The organism is Ralstonia mannitolilytica (assembly GCF_000954135.1).
GTDB classification, from domain to species: Bacteria; Pseudomonadota; Gammaproteobacteria; order Burkholderiales; family Burkholderiaceae; genus Ralstonia; species Ralstonia mannitolilytica.
Genome location: NZ_CP010799.1, coordinates 684,307 through 697,906 on the forward strand (window position 1 = coordinate 684,307; position 13,600 = coordinate 697,906).

Genomic DNA, 13,600 nt, shown 5'->3' on the forward strand with positions numbered 1-13,600 from the left:
ACGCCCTCACCGGGAGTCGTCGATGACACTGGATGTGACGCGCCAAGACCCTCGCTACAACACGCTCAAACATGGCTTCAACCTGCGCTGGCCCTCGACGGACGCGCAGGCCGCGAGCCGCATCGCCCTCATTGAAAAGCCCGACGATGTGGCGCCCGCCGTGCAGCGCATCATCAACGCGGGCCAGCGCCCGACCGTGCGCAGCGGCGGACATTGCTACGAGGATTTCGTCTCCAACAACCCCGACGGCACGATCGTCGACCTGAGCCTGCTCGCCACGCCCGAAGTGCGCGCCGACGGCTCGGTGCGCATTCCGGCCGGCACGCAGAACTGGAACGGCTACCTGGAGCTGTACAAGCGCCACAACGTGACGCTGCCCGGCGGCTCTTGCTATTCGGTCGGCGCGGGCGGGCATATCTGCGGCGGCGGGTACGGGCTGCTGTCGCGGCTGCAGGGCCTGACGGTGGATTGGCTCTCGGCCGTGGACATCGTCACGGTCGACAAGACCGGCAAGGCCGCTGCGCGCACGGTGGATGCGGCGCACGATCCGGATCTGTTCCGTGCATGTCGCGGCGCGGGCGGCGGCAACTTCGGCGTCATCACGGGCTACACCTTCGCCAAGCTGCCCGAGGCGCCGCAGGAAGTGGCGCTCGCCACCGTGGCGTTCGACTGGGCGACCATGACACCGCAACGCTTTGCCGAACTGCTGCGCATCTACGGCGAATACTGGGAGACGCGCGGCAAGGATCCGGACACGTGGGGCATGTTCTCGCTGCTCAAACTCACGCACAAATCGTCGGGGCAGATCGTGCTGCTCACGCAGTTCTGCAACCCGGATGGCACGTGCCGCGATCTCTCCGTCCTCAACGATTTTCTGAGCCGCTTCCAGGCTTGCGCGCCCACGCCGGTCAAGGGGCGCCCGCCCGGCTACGGCCCTGCGCACAAGCAGGGCGTGGGGCAACTGCTCTGCTCCAAGCCGCACACCATCGTGCAATACGACTGGCTGACGGCCACGCAGTACCTGAACGGCTCAGGGGCCAATCAGCGCGGCAAGTACAAATCGGCCTACATGAAGCGCGGCTTCACGGCGCGCGAGGCGCAGCGCATCTACGCCCACCTCACGCGGACGATGCCGGGCGTCGATCTGAGCCAGTCGTTGCTGCAAGTCGATTCGTACGGCGGCGCTGTCAACAAGGCCGAGCGCATTGGCGACACCGCCGTGCCGCAGCGGGCCTCGATCATGAAGCTGCAGTACCAGACGTATTGGACGTCCGCGGCCGATGACGCCGGCCACTTGCGCTGGATCAGCGATTTCTATCGCGACGTCTACGGCGCGCCCGATGTGCCCGCGCCGCACAGCGGCACACCTTACCCGGGCGACCGGTACGAGGGCTGCTACATCAACTACCCCGACGTCGACATGCTCGCCTACCCGTTCTGGCCGCAGCTCTACTACGGCAGCGGCGATCTGTACGCATTTCTGCAGGATGTGAAGCGCCGGTATGATCCGAACAACATCTTCCACCACGCCATGTCCGTGCGTGTTTGATGGAGCCATCCAATGACCAATCGTCTTCGTCGAACCTTCATGCAGTGGACCGGTAGCTTGCCTTTGCTGGGCGCTTTTCCCAAAACCGTCATGGCCCAGGCGGTCGAACAACCTGCCGCGTCGGGCGCGCCGCCCGCGGGCAATGCGCGCGCTCCCCGCTTCGCCTATGTCGGCACCTACACGTTCAATGCGCCGGGCGGCACCGCGGGCGGCCCGGCCGCGCGCGGCATCTATGTGCTCGAACCGCGCGGCGATGCATGGACGCAGGTGCAGGTCGTCGAAAGCGCCAATCCGTCGTTCCTGGCCGTGCACCCGAATCAGCGGTTCCTGTACGCCATCAACGAACTTGAGGTGTATGAAGGTCGGCCGAACGGCAGCGCCGAGGCCTATGCGATCGACGCGCGCGACGGCAAGCTGACGCTGCTGAACCGCCAGCCGCTGTCGCTGTCGGGCACGAACCCCGCACACGTGGTCGTGTCGCCGGACGGCAAGCACCTGTGCGTGTCGATCTACAGCGGCGGCGCGTACAACCTCCTGCCGATCGGCGAGGACGGCAAGCTCGGCACCGTCTCCGGCATCTTCAAGGACACCGGCTCCGGCCCCCGCCCCGAACAGGAGGCGCCGCACGCGCACATGATGCTGTTCGACACCACCGGCCAGCACGTGATCGGCACCGACCTGGGCACCGATCGCATCAACGTGTTTGCCATTGAGGGTGGCAAGCTTGCCCCGCGTGACCGCGCGCAGCTCAAGCCCGGCAGTGGTCCGCGCCACCTGGCGCTCCATCCGCAAGGCAAGCTGCTCTACGTCATCAACGAACTGGAAGGCTCGGTCGCCTGCCACGGTTACGACCCCGCCACCGGCCACGTGCAGGAAGAGCGTCAGCGCATTTCCACCACCCCTGCCGACTACACCGGCCAGAAGAGCGGCGCCGAGCTGCTGATGCACCTGTCCGGGCGGTTCCTCTACGCCAGCAACCGGAAGCTGAAGTCCGATCATCCGCTGGCCGACAGCGTGGCCGCATTCAGCATCGATGCCTCAGGCAAGCTCGCGCCGCTTCAGTACTGGAGCGAGGGCGTGCACTTTCCGCGGGCGATGACGATGGCGCCCGACGGCAGCCACCTCTACGTGCTGAACCAGAAGGGCGACACCATCCTGCGGCTGCGCATCGACGGCCAGACCGGCAAGCTGGACCAGCCGGCGGTGGTGGCGAAGGTGCCGACGCCGGTGTGTCTGGTGTGGGCGGGGTAGTGAGCACGGCGGAAACCCCTGGGCGGTGCAAGGCCGCTCAGTTGCAACTCAATTGCAGCAACCGTTCGAGCGTGGGACAATCCCGCGCATGACTTCCCCGGCTTCACGCGACGTTTCTGCCACTTCCCGGCACGATTCCCCTGAATCGATGGCCCGCACGCGCCTGCGTGGCCTGGGCAGCCGCGTGACGGAACCGCGCGTGCGCGTGCTCGCCGTGCTGATGCAGGGCGCCGACCCACTCTCGCACCAGGCGGTATGCGACGCGCTACCGCCCGACTCCGGCATCGACCGCGTGACCGTCTACCGCGTGCTCGACTGGCTCGTGGCAGGCGGCATCGTCCACAAGACGGCCGGGGCCGATCGTGTCTTCCGCTTCAGCCTGGCCGAGCACGATGCCGCGCGCGAAGCGGCGCACCGCTCGCACAGTCACTTCCACTGCACGCAATGCGGGCGCGACTTCTGCTTGGAGGGGGCCGAGCCGCCGGCCATGCCGAAGGCCGCCCTGCCCGCCGGCTTCGCAGCCGACCATGCCGAACTCACCATCAAGGGCGCTTGCGCGGATTGCGCGCATCTGGCGTCTCATCACAAGACAGGAAACGCATCATGTCCAAAATGATCCCGGTCACCATCCTGACGGGCTTTCTCGGCAGCGGTAAGACCACGCTGCTCAAGCGCATCCTGAACGAACACCACGGCATGAAGATCGCCGTGATCGAGAACGAGTTCGGCGAAGAGAACATCGACAACGACATCCTCGTGCAGGACGGCACCGAGCAGATCGTGCAGATGAGCAACGGCTGCATCTGCTGCACCATCCGGGGCGACCTGGTGAAGGGGTTGTCCGACCTGCTCACGCGCCGCGACAAGGGCGAGATCCAGTTCGACCGCGTCGTCATCGAGACCACCGGCGTTGCGAACCCCGGCCCCGTTGCGCAGACCTTCTTCATGGACGACGAGATCGCCAGCCGTTACCTGCTGGATGCCGTCATCACGCTGGTCGACGCCAAGCACGGCAACATGCAGCTCGACAAGCAGGAAGAGGCGCAGCGCCAGGTGGGCTTTGCCGACGCCATCTTCATCACGAAGAGCGACCTCGTGTCCGCCGACGACGTCAACGCACTGCGCCACCGCCTCCTGCACATGAACCCGCGCGCCCCGATCCGCACCGCCAATTTTGGCGACGCGCCGATCGACACCATTTTCGATCTGCGCGGCTTCAATCTGAATGCCAAGCTGGAGATCGACCCCGACTTCCTGCGCGAAGACGGTCATGATCACAACCACGATCACGATCATGACCACGCCTGCTCGGCCGATTGCGATCACGACCACGATCATGAGCACCACGGCCACCACCATCATCACGGGCACGCGCACCATACCGACCGCATCGCCTCGTTCGTCTTCCGCAGCGAACGGCCGTTCAACTACACCAAGCTGGAGGAGTTCCTCTCCGGCGTGCTGAACATCTACGGCGAGAAGCTGCTGCGCTACAAGGGCGTGCTGTACATGGAGGGCGTCGACCGCAAGGTCGTGTTCCAGGGCGTGCACCAGCTCATGGGCAGCGATGTGGGCGGCAAATGGGACGGCGAGACCCCTTCCAACCGGATGGTGTTCATCGGCGTCGACCTGCCGCGCGAAACGATTCTGAAAGGATTGGAGAACTGCCTGGCCTGATCCGGCCGCTTTACCCTCCTTTTGGGTGGTCCCGCCGCGCTTTCAGGCAGAATCCGGGCCGGATTTTGTGTCCGTGTTTCTCCGATAGTTCGGGTAAGATCGTTCAGCTACAATAGGTCGATTTAGAAGCACGTCGTCCCAAGCACGTCCGATAGGAGAGCAGGCGATGGTGACTAAGACCAAGGAAGGGCGCGGCGCCAACGTTGGAGCCGGGCAGTCCGGAACGGAGTCGGCGGCAGCCCAGGCTGCGCCAGCCACCCGAAAAAAAGCGGCAGGGGGCGCCGCTGCGGGAGAGGCAAAAGGAGGCGCGCGGGGCGGCAAGTCCGCCGCCAGCCAGAATGAGTCCGGCGCATCCCCGCGCAAGGACGACGCGACAGCCGACACGGCGCGCGATTTACCAGGATCATCTGCAGCAACCATGAGCAGCAAGAAACTACTCACCGAAGCCGAAATCCTGAAGATGGGCGAAAAGGATTACATGAACGAGGCGCAGCTCGCCTTTTTCAGGGACCGGCTTGAAAAGATGCGCGACGAGATTCTCGCGAACGCCAACCAGACGACGGAGCACCTGCGCGAGACCGTGATCGTGCCGGACCCGGCGGACCGCGCCACCATCGAGGAAGAGCATGCGCTGGAACTGCGCACGCGCGACCGCGAGCGCAAGCTGCTCAAGAAGGTCGAGCAGTCGATCGCGCGGATCGATGCCGGCGAGTACGGCTGGTGCGACGAAACCGGCGAGCCGATCGGCATTCCGCGCCTGCTTGCCCGTCCGACCGCCACCCTGACGCTGGAGGCGCAGGAGCGCCGCGAAAAGCGTCAGAAGCTGCAGGGCGACTGACGCCGCCCGCCGCAGTGGTTTTCCAGTTCGCAGCCCGGTAGCCAGCCGGGCTGTTTGCTTTTGCAGGCCTTCGATCATGCCCCGTCCGCTTCCCGTTACCGTGCTGTCCGGCTTCCTCGGCGCCGGCAAGACCACGCTGCTCAACCACGTGCTCGCCAACCGCGAGGGCAAGCGTGTGGCCGTGATCGTCAACGACCTGTCCGACGTCAACATCGACGCCCAGCTCGTCGGTGACGGCACCGCGACCAGCGCGCAGCTCTCGCGCACCGATGAGCGCATGGTCGAGCTGTCCAACGGCTGCATCTGCTGCACGCTGCGCGAAGACCTGCTCGACGAGGTGGCCCGCCTCGCGCGCGAAGACCGGTTCGACTACCTGCTCATCGAATCCACCGGTGTGGCCGAGCCGCTCCCGATCGCCGAGACCTTCACCTTCGAGGACGCGCAAGGCGACGTGCTGTCCGACCTCGCGCGCCTGGACACGATGGTCACGGTGGTCGATGCCCAGCATTTTCTGGCCGACTACGATGCGGCCGACTTCCTGGCCGATCGCGGTCAGGCCCGCGATGAAGACGACGACCGCACCGTGGTCGACCTGCTCATCGAGCAGGTCGAATTCTGCGACGTGATCGTCCTCAACAAGATCGACCTGGTGAGTGATGCCCAGCGCGATCGCCTGGCGGCCATCCTGCATTCGCTGAACCCGCGGGCGCGCATCGTGCCAGCATCGTTCGGCAAGGTGCCGCTCGATGCCATCCTCAACACGCACCGGTTCGACTTCGATGCCGCGGCCGCTGCGCCCGCGTGGCTGGCCGAACTGCGCGGCGAGCATGTGCCCGAGACCGAAGCGCTGGGCATCCGCAGCTTCGTGTATCGCCGCCGCGTGCCGTTCCACCCGCAGCGTCTGTGGGACCTGATGCACACCGAATGGCTGCGCGAGCATGGCCGCGTGCTGCGCTCGAAGGGCTATTTCTGGCTGGCGTCGCGCATGGACATCGCCGGAAGCTGGGGCCAGGCCGGCGGCGTGATGCGCCACGGCGGCGCGGGCGCGTGGTGGGCCGCCGTCGACGAGGTCGAATGGCCCGACGAGGAAGAAGCCCGCGCTGACATCATGGACAAGCTGCACGACAACGGTGCGCCCGCGCCGTGGGGTGACCGCCGCCAGGAGCTCGTCTTCATCGGCACGGACCTGGACGAAGCCGCGCTCGTCGCGCAACTCGATGCCTGCCTGCTGACCGACGCCGAAATGGCGGCCGGCCCGGATGCGTGGGCCGCGCTGCCCGATCCGTTCCCGGCGTGGGCCTTCGACGACCACGACGACGAAGACGGCAGCGACGACCACGATCACCACCATGGTGACGACTGCGAGTGCGGGCACCACGACTGAGCACGCGAGTACCCCGCTTCGCCGACGTTGACACCGGCGTCGTCCGATCCCGACAATCCCCCACGGGCTGTTTCCGTCACGAAACAATGGGAGATTCGTCATGCCGGTTCTGCGTCTGCTGCGCGCTGCGGGTGTGGTTGCTGCGCTGTCCTTGGCCACGGCGCTTGCGCCGGTTGCGGGGCATGCCCAGCCCGCTTCCACGCTGGTGGTCGGGCTGTCGGGCGATATCACGTCGCTCGATCCGCATTTCCATAACGTCACGCCGAACGCGAACGTCGCCGAGCACATGTTCGAGACGCTGATCGCCAAGGACGAGAAGATGCGTCTGAAGCCGGGCCTCGCCACCTCGTGGAAGGCCGTGGACGATACGGTATGGGAGGTCAAGCTGCGCCCCGGCGTGCATTTCCATGACGGCAGCGAGTTCACCTCGGCCGATGTCGTCTATTCGCTGGCGCGCCCCGCCACCATCAAGAACAGCCCATCGCCGTACACGATCTACACGCGCGGCTTCAAGGACGTGACGGCGGTCGACAAGCTGACCGTGCGCATCACCACCAACGGCCCGTACCCGCTGGTGCCGAACGACCTGTCGACGATCTATATCGTGTCGAAGAAGGCGGCCGAGAAAGCCAGCTCCGACGACTTCAACAGCGGCCGCGCGATGATCGGCACGGGGCCGTACAAGTTCGTCTCGTTCAGCCGGGGTGACCGCGTGGAGCTGGCGCGCTTCGACGGCTACTGGGGCAAGAAGCCGCAGTGGCAGCGCGTGACACTGCGCATCCTGACCGCCGACGCGCCGCGCGTGGCGGCCCTGCTGGCCGGTGATGTGCAGGTCATCGAAAACGTGCCGACGTCCGACATCAAGAAGCTCTCCGCCGATCCGAGCGTCTCGCTGTTCAAGATGCCGGTGTTCCGGATGATGTATCTGCACATGGATTCGGACCGCGACGTGTCGCCGTTCGTGACGGACAAGGCCGGCAAGCCGCTGCCGAAGAACCCGCTCAAGGATGCGCGTGTGCGGCAGGCGATCTCGCTGGCCATCTCGCGCCAGGCCATCGTCGACCGCGTGATGGAAGGCGCCGCCGAGCCGACCGGCCAGCTCGTCAACAGCGCGCTGTTCGGGCATGTGCCGGGCCTGAAGGCACCGGCGGCGGATCCGGCCACGGCCAAGAAGCTGCTGGCCCAGGCCGGTTACCCCGACGGCTTCGCCATCACGCTGCATGCCACCAACAACCGCTACGTCAACGACGACCGCGTTGCACAGGTGGTGGCCGCGATGCTGTCGCGCATCGGGATCGCGACCAAGGTGGAGACGATGCCGTCGGCGACGTTCTTCACGCGGGCCAACAAGCTCGATTTCTCGTTCCTGCAGGCCGGCTGGGGCGCCGATACGGGCGAGGCCAGTTCGAGCCTGAAGGCGCTGCTGGCCACGTATGATCCGGCGCGCGGCTGGGGCGCCTCCAACCGCGGGCGCTATTCCAATCCGGCGCTCGACGCCAAGCTGGCCGAGGCGCTGCAGACCATCGACGACGCCAAGCGCGAGAAACTGCTGCAGGAGGCCACCGAGATCGGCATGCGCGACGCCGGCGTCATTCCGCTCTACTTCAACATCAACGTGTGGGCGGCGCGCAAAGGTTACACGGTGACGCCGCGTCTGGATGAGCGCACGTACGCCTTTGACGTGAGGCATTGAGCGGGAAGCGATTTCCGGCGCACAAAAAGCGCACGCCGTGACGGAAATCGGGCTTGAAATCCTGGGGGCTGGCGTCAAGTATGAAGCTCTTTGGCCGGCCCGCTGGGGGCCGCGCCAAGCCGGACCCCTAGGAACAAGCGCATGGAACAGTATCACGGCACCACCATCGTCAGCGTGCGGCGCGGCAATCAGGTCGCACTCGGCGGCGACGGCCAAGTCACGCTGGGCAACATCGTGATGAAGGGCTCGGCCCGCAAGGTGCGCGCCATCTACGACGGCAAGGTGCTGGTCGGCTTTGCCGGTGCCACCGCCGACGCCTTCTCCCTGCTCGACCGCTTCGAAGCGAAGCTGCAGAAGCACCAGGGCAACCTGCTGCGCTCGGCGGTCGACCTCGCCAAGGACTGGCGCACCGACCGCGCCTTGCGCCACCTTGAAGCGATGCTGATCGTCGCCGACCGCGAATCCACCCTCGTCATCACCGGCAACGGCGACGTCCTGGACCCGGAAGGCGGCATCGCCGCAATCGGCTCGGGCGGCGCCTATGCGCAATCGGCCGCCAAGGCGCTGATGGAGAACACCGATCTCTCGCCGCGGGACGTGGTGCAGAAGTCGCTCAAGATCGCCGGCGAGCTGTGCATCTACACCAACACCAATTTCGTGATCGAGACGCTCGAATAAGCGAGCGCCTTCATCCACAGGATTCCCATGTCTGAAACCATGACGCCGTCGGAGATCGTCTCCGAACTCGACAAGCACATCATCGGCCAGCAGAAGGCCAAGAAGGCCGTGGCCGTGGCGCTGCGCAACCGCTGGCGCCGCCAGCAGGTCGGTGAGCCGCTGCGCCAGGAAATCACGCCCAAGAACATCCTGATGATCGGGCCGACCGGTGTCGGCAAGACCGAAATCGCCCGCCGCCTGGCCAAGCTGGCCGACGCGCCGTTCATCAAGATCGAGGCGACCAAGTTCACCGAGGTCGGTTACGTCGGCCGCGATGTCGACACCATCGTGCGCGACCTGGCCGAGATGGCCGTCAAGCAGACGCGCGAGTCCGAGATGAAGAAGGTGCGCGCCAAGGCTGAAGACGCTGCCGAGGACCGGATCCTCGACGTGCTCATCCCACCGCCGCGCGACATCGGGTTTGCGCAGCCGGAAGAGAAGGATTCCGCTGCCCGCCAGGCTTTTCGCAAGAAGCTGCGCGAAGGCCAGCTCGACGACAAGGAAATCGAACTCGAAGTGTCGGCGGCGCTGCCGAGCATGGACATCATGGGCCCGCCTGGCATGGAAGACATGACCGAGCAGATCCGCTCGATGTTCGCGGGCCTTGGCCAGGGCAAGAAGAACCGCCGCAAGATGAAGGTGAAGGAAGCCTTCAGGCTGCTCATCGACGAAGAGGCCGCCAAGCTCGTGAACGAAGACGAACTCAAGCAGAAGGCGGTGGCCAACGTCGAGCAGAACGGCATCGTCTTCCTGGACGAGATCGACAAGATCGCCAGCCGCAGCGAATACGGCGGCGGCGAGGTGTCGCGGCAGGGCGTGCAGCGCGATTTGCTGCCGCTGGTAGAGGGCACGACGGTCAACACCAAGTACGGAATGATCAAGACCGATCACATCCTGTTCATCGCGTCGGGCGCGTTCCATCTGTCCAAGCCGAGCGACCTGATCCCCGAGCTGCAGGGCCGTTTCCCGATTCGCGTGGAGCTCGATTCGCTCTCGGTGGAAGACTTCCGCGCCATCCTCACGCAGACCGATGCGAGCCTCACCAAGCAATACCAGGCGCTGATGAAGACCGAAGGCGTGGACCTCGTTTTTGCGGAGGACGGCATCCACCGCCTGGCCGAGATTGCATGCTCGGTCAACGAGAAGGTCGAGAACATCGGTGCTCGCCGCCTGTACACGGTGATGGAGCGGTTGCTCGAAGACCTGTCGTTCCACGCGCACAAGTCCGCGGGCGAGACCGTCACGATCGACGCTGCGTACGTCGATGAACGCCTGAGTGAACTGTCGGGCAACGAAGACCTTTCACGCTACGTGCTGTAAGCGCGACAAACCTCGCCCCCTCGCGGGCCGCATCGGAGACGATGCGGCCCGCTTGCTTTTGTGCCGCCAAGCCAGCACTGACAACACTTTGCGCCAGACCAGGTGCGCTCGGGCCCGTTATCTGCTGAATGGATGTTGCCGCTAGGACAATGCGCGCCGCGCACTTTGCGTGCGCGATCCCAACACCACGACAAGGAGAAAAGCGTATGAAACCGATCCAACGCCTGGCCCTGTGCTGCGTGCTTGCCTGCGCTCCGTTGGGCATTGCCCATGCTCAGGTCACGCCGGCGCCTACCGGGCCCGCGACGGCATCCGCGCCGAACGATGCCAAACGCACGGCCTACGACAACGCCGTCAAGCAGGCCGACGCCAACTATAAGGCCGCCAAGGACAAATGCGACGCGATGAAGGGCAACGACCGCGATGTCTGCCGCGCGCAGGCCAAGGGCGATTACAACGTCGCCAAAGCCAACGCCAAGGCTGAACGCGACGGCACCGAAGCGGCTCGCGACCACGCTGCCAAGGAAAAGGCCGAGGCCGACTACGACGTCGCCAAGACGAAGTGCGATGCGCTCAAGGGCAACGACAAGGACACCTGCGTGAAGGACGCCAAGGCAGCCTACACGCGCGCCAAGAGCGGCGAAGAGGTGAGCCACGCCAAGGCCACGGGCAACGCCAAGGACGTGAGCGAAGCGCGCCGCGATGCCGTCAAGGACACCAACGACGCCAACTACAAGGCCGCCAAGGAACGCTGCGATGCGATGTCCGGCGATGCCAAGTCGAAGTGCCAGAACGACGTGGCGGCCAAGTACAAGAAGTAAGCCTGGGCCGCACGACGGTTTTCAATCGGGCGGCCCGCAGGCCGCCCCTGTCTTGTCTCAACCGAAACGGAGGACGTGATGAACTGGGACCAAGTCGAAGGTAAATGGGATCAGGTCAAGGGCAAGGTCAAGGAGAAATGGGGCCAGCTGACCGACGATGACCTGACCGTGATCCGCGGCAAGCGCGACCAGCTTGCCGGCAAGATCCAGGAGCGCTACGGCTACACCAAGGAGCGCGCCGAAGACGAACTCAAGGCGTGGGAGCGCGACACGACCTGGTGAGCGGTCGGCGACGGCGGCTACTTGGCCACCGGGCGCTTGCCCAGCTTGCGCTGCAGTGTGCGGCGGTGCATGTTGAGTGCGCGCGCGGTGGCCGAGATGTTGCCGTTGTGCTCGGCCAGCACGCGCTGGATGTGCTCCCACTCCAGCCGTGCAACCGACAGCGGTGTGGGGTTTTCCATCGTTTGCTCCGCGACCGCTTCGGACACCCCTACCTGCAAGGCCAGCAGGATCGAATCCACGTTCGCCGGCTTGGCGAGATAGTCATCGGCACCCAGTTTCACGGCCTGCACGGCGGTCGCGATGCTCGCGTAGCCGGTCAGGATCAGCATGCGCGCGTCGGGCAGCGCCTGGCGCAGCGGGGCGATCCAGTGCAGGCCGGAATCGGTGCCGCCATGCGGCATCAGGCCCTTGTCGCTGGCGGCCAGATGCAGGTCGACGGTGACATAGGCGAAGCGCGTCTGGCGCGCCAGCGCCAGCGCTTCGCCGCCCGTGTGGGCGATCTGCGGTGCAAAGCCGCGGCGCGTGAGGGCGCGCGCGAGTGTCTGCGCGAAGACGTCGTCATCGTCGAGGATGAGGAAGGGGGCGGGTTGCTGCATGGCGTTCTCCGGGCCGCGTGGAACGGTCGCGTTATGTGAAGAGGGTCGGCGCACCGATGATGTGCGCCGTTGCGTGTTCTTTCGGACCACCGATCGGCAGCCGCAGTTCGGCGATCGCGCCCTGCGGCGGGTTCGGGCGCAGCACCACGGTGCCGCCCAGCCGTCGCGCCGTGGTGGAGGCCAGGTACAGGCCGATGCCATGACCGCCGTGCCGGCTCGGCACCGGCGTACGGCCCAGCGATGTGCGCAGGTCTTCGGGCAGTCCCAGCCCCGTATCGACGATCGACAGCACGATCTGCCGCGGCGCATCGCGCAAGACATCGGGCGTGGCGTCGATCCTGGCGGTGAGCAGCAGCGGCACCTGGTCGCGGCCGGCCTGCTGCTGGCTGCGCGCCGCATTGTCGAGCAGGATGGTGAGGATCTGGCCCACGTTCACCGGGTCGAGTTCCACCGCCTGCGCCGCCGGCGAGGTCTCAGTGTGAAGACGGATATCGGGATGGCGCAGTTGCCACGTCTGGGTGAACTCGGGCAGCCACTGGCCAAGCGGTTCCGGCGCGCCGTCGTTGGCCTTGCGCTGCAGCCGGGCGAGGGCGGCGCGGCACAGTTCGAGCTGCTGCTCGATGGCGCGCAGGTCTTCGCGGTAGGGTGCCAGCGGCGAGTTCGGCTGCTTCGCATCGTGCTGCAGCTCGCCCGTGATGACGGCTACCGTGGACAGCGGCGTGCCCATCTCGTGCGCCACGCTGGCGCCTTGCGCCATCAGTGCTTCGATGCGCTGCTCCCGCAGCAGCCGCTCGCGCGCCTCGGTCAACTGCGCGTCGCGCTCGCGCAGCGCCGCGGACAGGCGGGCCGTGAAGCCCGCGATCATGGCGCAGCTCGCCACGAAATCGATCCACATCCCAGCGAGGTGATACGCCACCCCATCGGCCTGGTTGGCGAGCTTCAGCGGGATGTAGTTGCCAAGCATCATGCTGTAGGCCGCCAGTGCATAGAGCGTCAGGCCGACCACGTGGGCAATCGGCAGCATGGCCGCGGCAATGGCCAGCGCCGGCAGATAGAACGAGACGAACGGGTTGGTCGCCCCACCCGTGAAGTACAGCAGCGCAGACAGCGCGCTCAGGTCCACCAGCAGCTGCACGGTGATCTCGATGTGCTGCACGGGCGGGTTGCGCCGCACGCGCCAGCCGGTCAGCACGTTGAACAGCGCGTGCAGGCCCATCACGCTCAGCAGCGGCACCACCGGCAGCTGCACGCCGAAGACCATCGGCGCGAGCAGCATCAGGATCAGTTGCGTGCCCAGCAGGCTCCATCGCAGCCAGAACAGGCGGCGTAGACTGGACGCGTCGATCAGCGGGGCGGCGAGCGAGAGGGTGGAAAGCATGGCGAATAAGTGTAAACGTGCGCACCCGGCGGTTCTCAGGACGACGATGCGTCAATCGGCCGCACAATTGTGCATGCAACCTATCACGGCAGAG

General features: G+C 65.8%; 13 protein-coding genes. 11 read left to right on the forward strand and 2 right to left on the reverse strand.

The window, feature by feature from the left end; translation table 11 throughout:
* The first annotated feature begins 22 nt into the window (after nucleotides 1-22).
* The 11 genes from TK49_RS03295 to TK49_RS03345 all read left to right on the forward strand — a co-directional run bounded on the left by TK49_RS03295 (nucleotide 23) and on the right by TK49_RS03345 (nucleotide 11,532).
* The gene (locus TK49_RS03295) at nucleotides 23-1,549 is read left to right on the forward strand and encodes an FAD-binding oxidoreductase (RefSeq protein WP_045785435.1); all 1,527 of its coding nucleotides are present in this window, start codon (nucleotides 23-25) and stop codon (nucleotides 1,547-1,549) included.
* Between the two features lie 12 nt (nucleotides 1,550-1,561).
* On the forward strand, nucleotides 1,562-2,800 hold the full coding sequence (locus tag TK49_RS03300) for a lactonase family protein (protein WP_045785436.1): 1,239 nt from the start codon (nucleotides 1,562-1,564) through the stop codon (nucleotides 2,798-2,800).
* An 88-nt stretch (nucleotides 2,801-2,888) separates the two neighbouring features.
* The gene (locus tag TK49_RS03305; RefSeq protein ID WP_045785437.1) at nucleotides 2,889-3,416 is read left to right on the forward strand and encodes a Fur family transcriptional regulator; all 528 of its coding nucleotides are present in this window, start codon (nucleotides 2,889-2,891) and stop codon (nucleotides 3,414-3,416) included.
* Nucleotides 3,404-4,477 carry a CobW family GTP-binding protein gene (locus TK49_RS03310; protein ID WP_045785438.1) on the forward strand — a complete coding sequence of 358 codons (1,074 nt, stop codon included), beginning with the start codon at nucleotides 3,404-3,406 and terminating at the stop codon, nucleotides 4,475-4,477. Before TK49_RS03305 ends, TK49_RS03310 begins: the two co-directional genes overlap by 13 nt.
* Nucleotides 4,478-4,643: 166 nt before the next feature.
* The gene (gene dksA / locus TK49_RS24900; RefSeq protein WP_233902627.1) at nucleotides 4,644-5,315 is read left to right on the forward strand and encodes an RNA polymerase-binding protein DksA; all 672 of its coding nucleotides are present in this window, start codon (nucleotides 4,644-4,646) and stop codon (nucleotides 5,313-5,315) included.
* Between the two features lie 76 nt (nucleotides 5,316-5,391).
* A complete protein-coding gene (gene zigA / locus TK49_RS03320) occupies nucleotides 5,392-6,699 on the forward strand; it encodes a zinc metallochaperone GTPase ZigA (protein WP_045785440.1) in 1,308 nt (435 codons plus the stop codon).
* Nucleotides 6,700-6,799: 100 nt separating this feature from the next.
* Nucleotides 6,800-8,392, forward strand: coding sequence for an ABC transporter substrate-binding protein (locus tag TK49_RS03325; protein WP_045785441.1), 1,593 nt, complete (start codon nucleotides 6,800-6,802; stop codon nucleotides 8,390-8,392).
* Nucleotides 8,393-8,533: 141 nt separating this feature from the next.
* Nucleotides 8,534-9,070 carry an ATP-dependent protease subunit HslV gene (gene hslV / locus TK49_RS03330; protein WP_045785442.1) on the forward strand — a complete coding sequence of 179 codons (537 nt, stop codon included), beginning with the start codon at nucleotides 8,534-8,536 and terminating at the stop codon, nucleotides 9,068-9,070.
* A gap of 27 nt (nucleotides 9,071-9,097) precedes the next feature.
* Nucleotides 9,098-10,429, forward strand: a complete 1,332-nt coding sequence (gene hslU / locus TK49_RS03335) for an ATP-dependent protease ATPase subunit HslU (protein WP_045785443.1) — start codon at nucleotides 9,098-9,100, stop codon at nucleotides 10,427-10,429.
* Nucleotides 10,430-10,635: 206 nt separating this feature from the next.
* The gene (locus TK49_RS03340; RefSeq protein ID WP_045785444.1) at nucleotides 10,636-11,250 is read left to right on the forward strand and encodes an HlyD family secretion protein; all 615 of its coding nucleotides are present in this window, start codon (nucleotides 10,636-10,638) and stop codon (nucleotides 11,248-11,250) included.
* 78 nt (nucleotides 11,251-11,328) lie between these two features.
* A complete protein-coding gene (locus TK49_RS03345) occupies nucleotides 11,329-11,532 on the forward strand; it encodes a CsbD family protein (RefSeq protein ID WP_045785445.1) in 204 nt (67 codons plus the stop codon).
* A gap of 17 nt (nucleotides 11,533-11,549) precedes the next feature.
* On the opposite strand, the gene TK49_RS03350 is transcribed toward TK49_RS03345, so the two are convergent.
* Nucleotides 11,550-12,128, reverse strand: a complete 579-nt coding sequence (locus TK49_RS03350) for a response regulator transcription factor (protein WP_045785446.1) — start codon at nucleotides 12,126-12,128, stop codon at nucleotides 11,550-11,552.
* A 31-nt stretch (nucleotides 12,129-12,159) separates the two neighbouring features.
* Nucleotides 12,160-13,506, reverse strand: coding sequence for an ATP-binding protein (locus tag TK49_RS03355; RefSeq protein ID WP_045785447.1), 1,347 nt, complete (start codon nucleotides 13,504-13,506; stop codon nucleotides 12,160-12,162).
* Nucleotides 13,507-13,600: the final 94 nt, after the last annotated feature.

Bases quoted from the DNA above. Each gene is read 5' to 3' on its own strand.
- TK49_RS03295 (WP_045785435.1), top strand. From the start codon at position 23: ATGACACTGGATGTGACGCGCCAAGACCCTCGCTACAACACGCTCAAA.
- TK49_RS03300 (WP_045785436.1), top strand. From the start codon at position 1,562: ATGACCAATCGTCTTCGTCGAACCTTCATGCAGTGGACCGGTAGCTTG.
- TK49_RS03305 (WP_045785437.1), top strand. From the start codon at position 2,889: ATGACTTCCCCGGCTTCACGCGACGTTTCTGCCACTTCCCGGCACGAT.
- TK49_RS03310 (WP_045785438.1), top strand. From the start codon at position 3,404: ATGTCCAAAATGATCCCGGTCACCATCCTGACGGGCTTTCTCGGCAGC.
- dksA (WP_233902627.1), top strand. From the start codon at position 4,644: ATGGTGACTAAGACCAAGGAAGGGCGCGGCGCCAACGTTGGAGCCGGG.
- zigA (WP_045785440.1), top strand. From the start codon at position 5,392: ATGCCCCGTCCGCTTCCCGTTACCGTGCTGTCCGGCTTCCTCGGCGCC.
- TK49_RS03325 (WP_045785441.1), top strand. From the start codon at position 6,800: ATGCCGGTTCTGCGTCTGCTGCGCGCTGCGGGTGTGGTTGCTGCGCTG.
- hslV (WP_045785442.1), top strand. From the start codon at position 8,534: ATGGAACAGTATCACGGCACCACCATCGTCAGCGTGCGGCGCGGCAAT.
- hslU (WP_045785443.1), top strand. From the start codon at position 9,098: ATGTCTGAAACCATGACGCCGTCGGAGATCGTCTCCGAACTCGACAAG.
- TK49_RS03340 (WP_045785444.1), top strand. From the start codon at position 10,636: ATGAAACCGATCCAACGCCTGGCCCTGTGCTGCGTGCTTGCCTGCGCT.
- TK49_RS03345 (WP_045785445.1), top strand. From the start codon at position 11,329: ATGAACTGGGACCAAGTCGAAGGTAAATGGGATCAGGTCAAGGGCAAG.
- TK49_RS03350 (WP_045785446.1), bottom strand. From the start codon at position 12,128: ATGCAGCAACCCGCCCCCTTCCTCATCCTCGACGATGACGACGTCTTC.
- TK49_RS03355 (WP_045785447.1), bottom strand. From the start codon at position 13,506: ATGCTTTCCACCCTCTCGCTCGCCGCCCCGCTGATCGACGCGTCCAGT.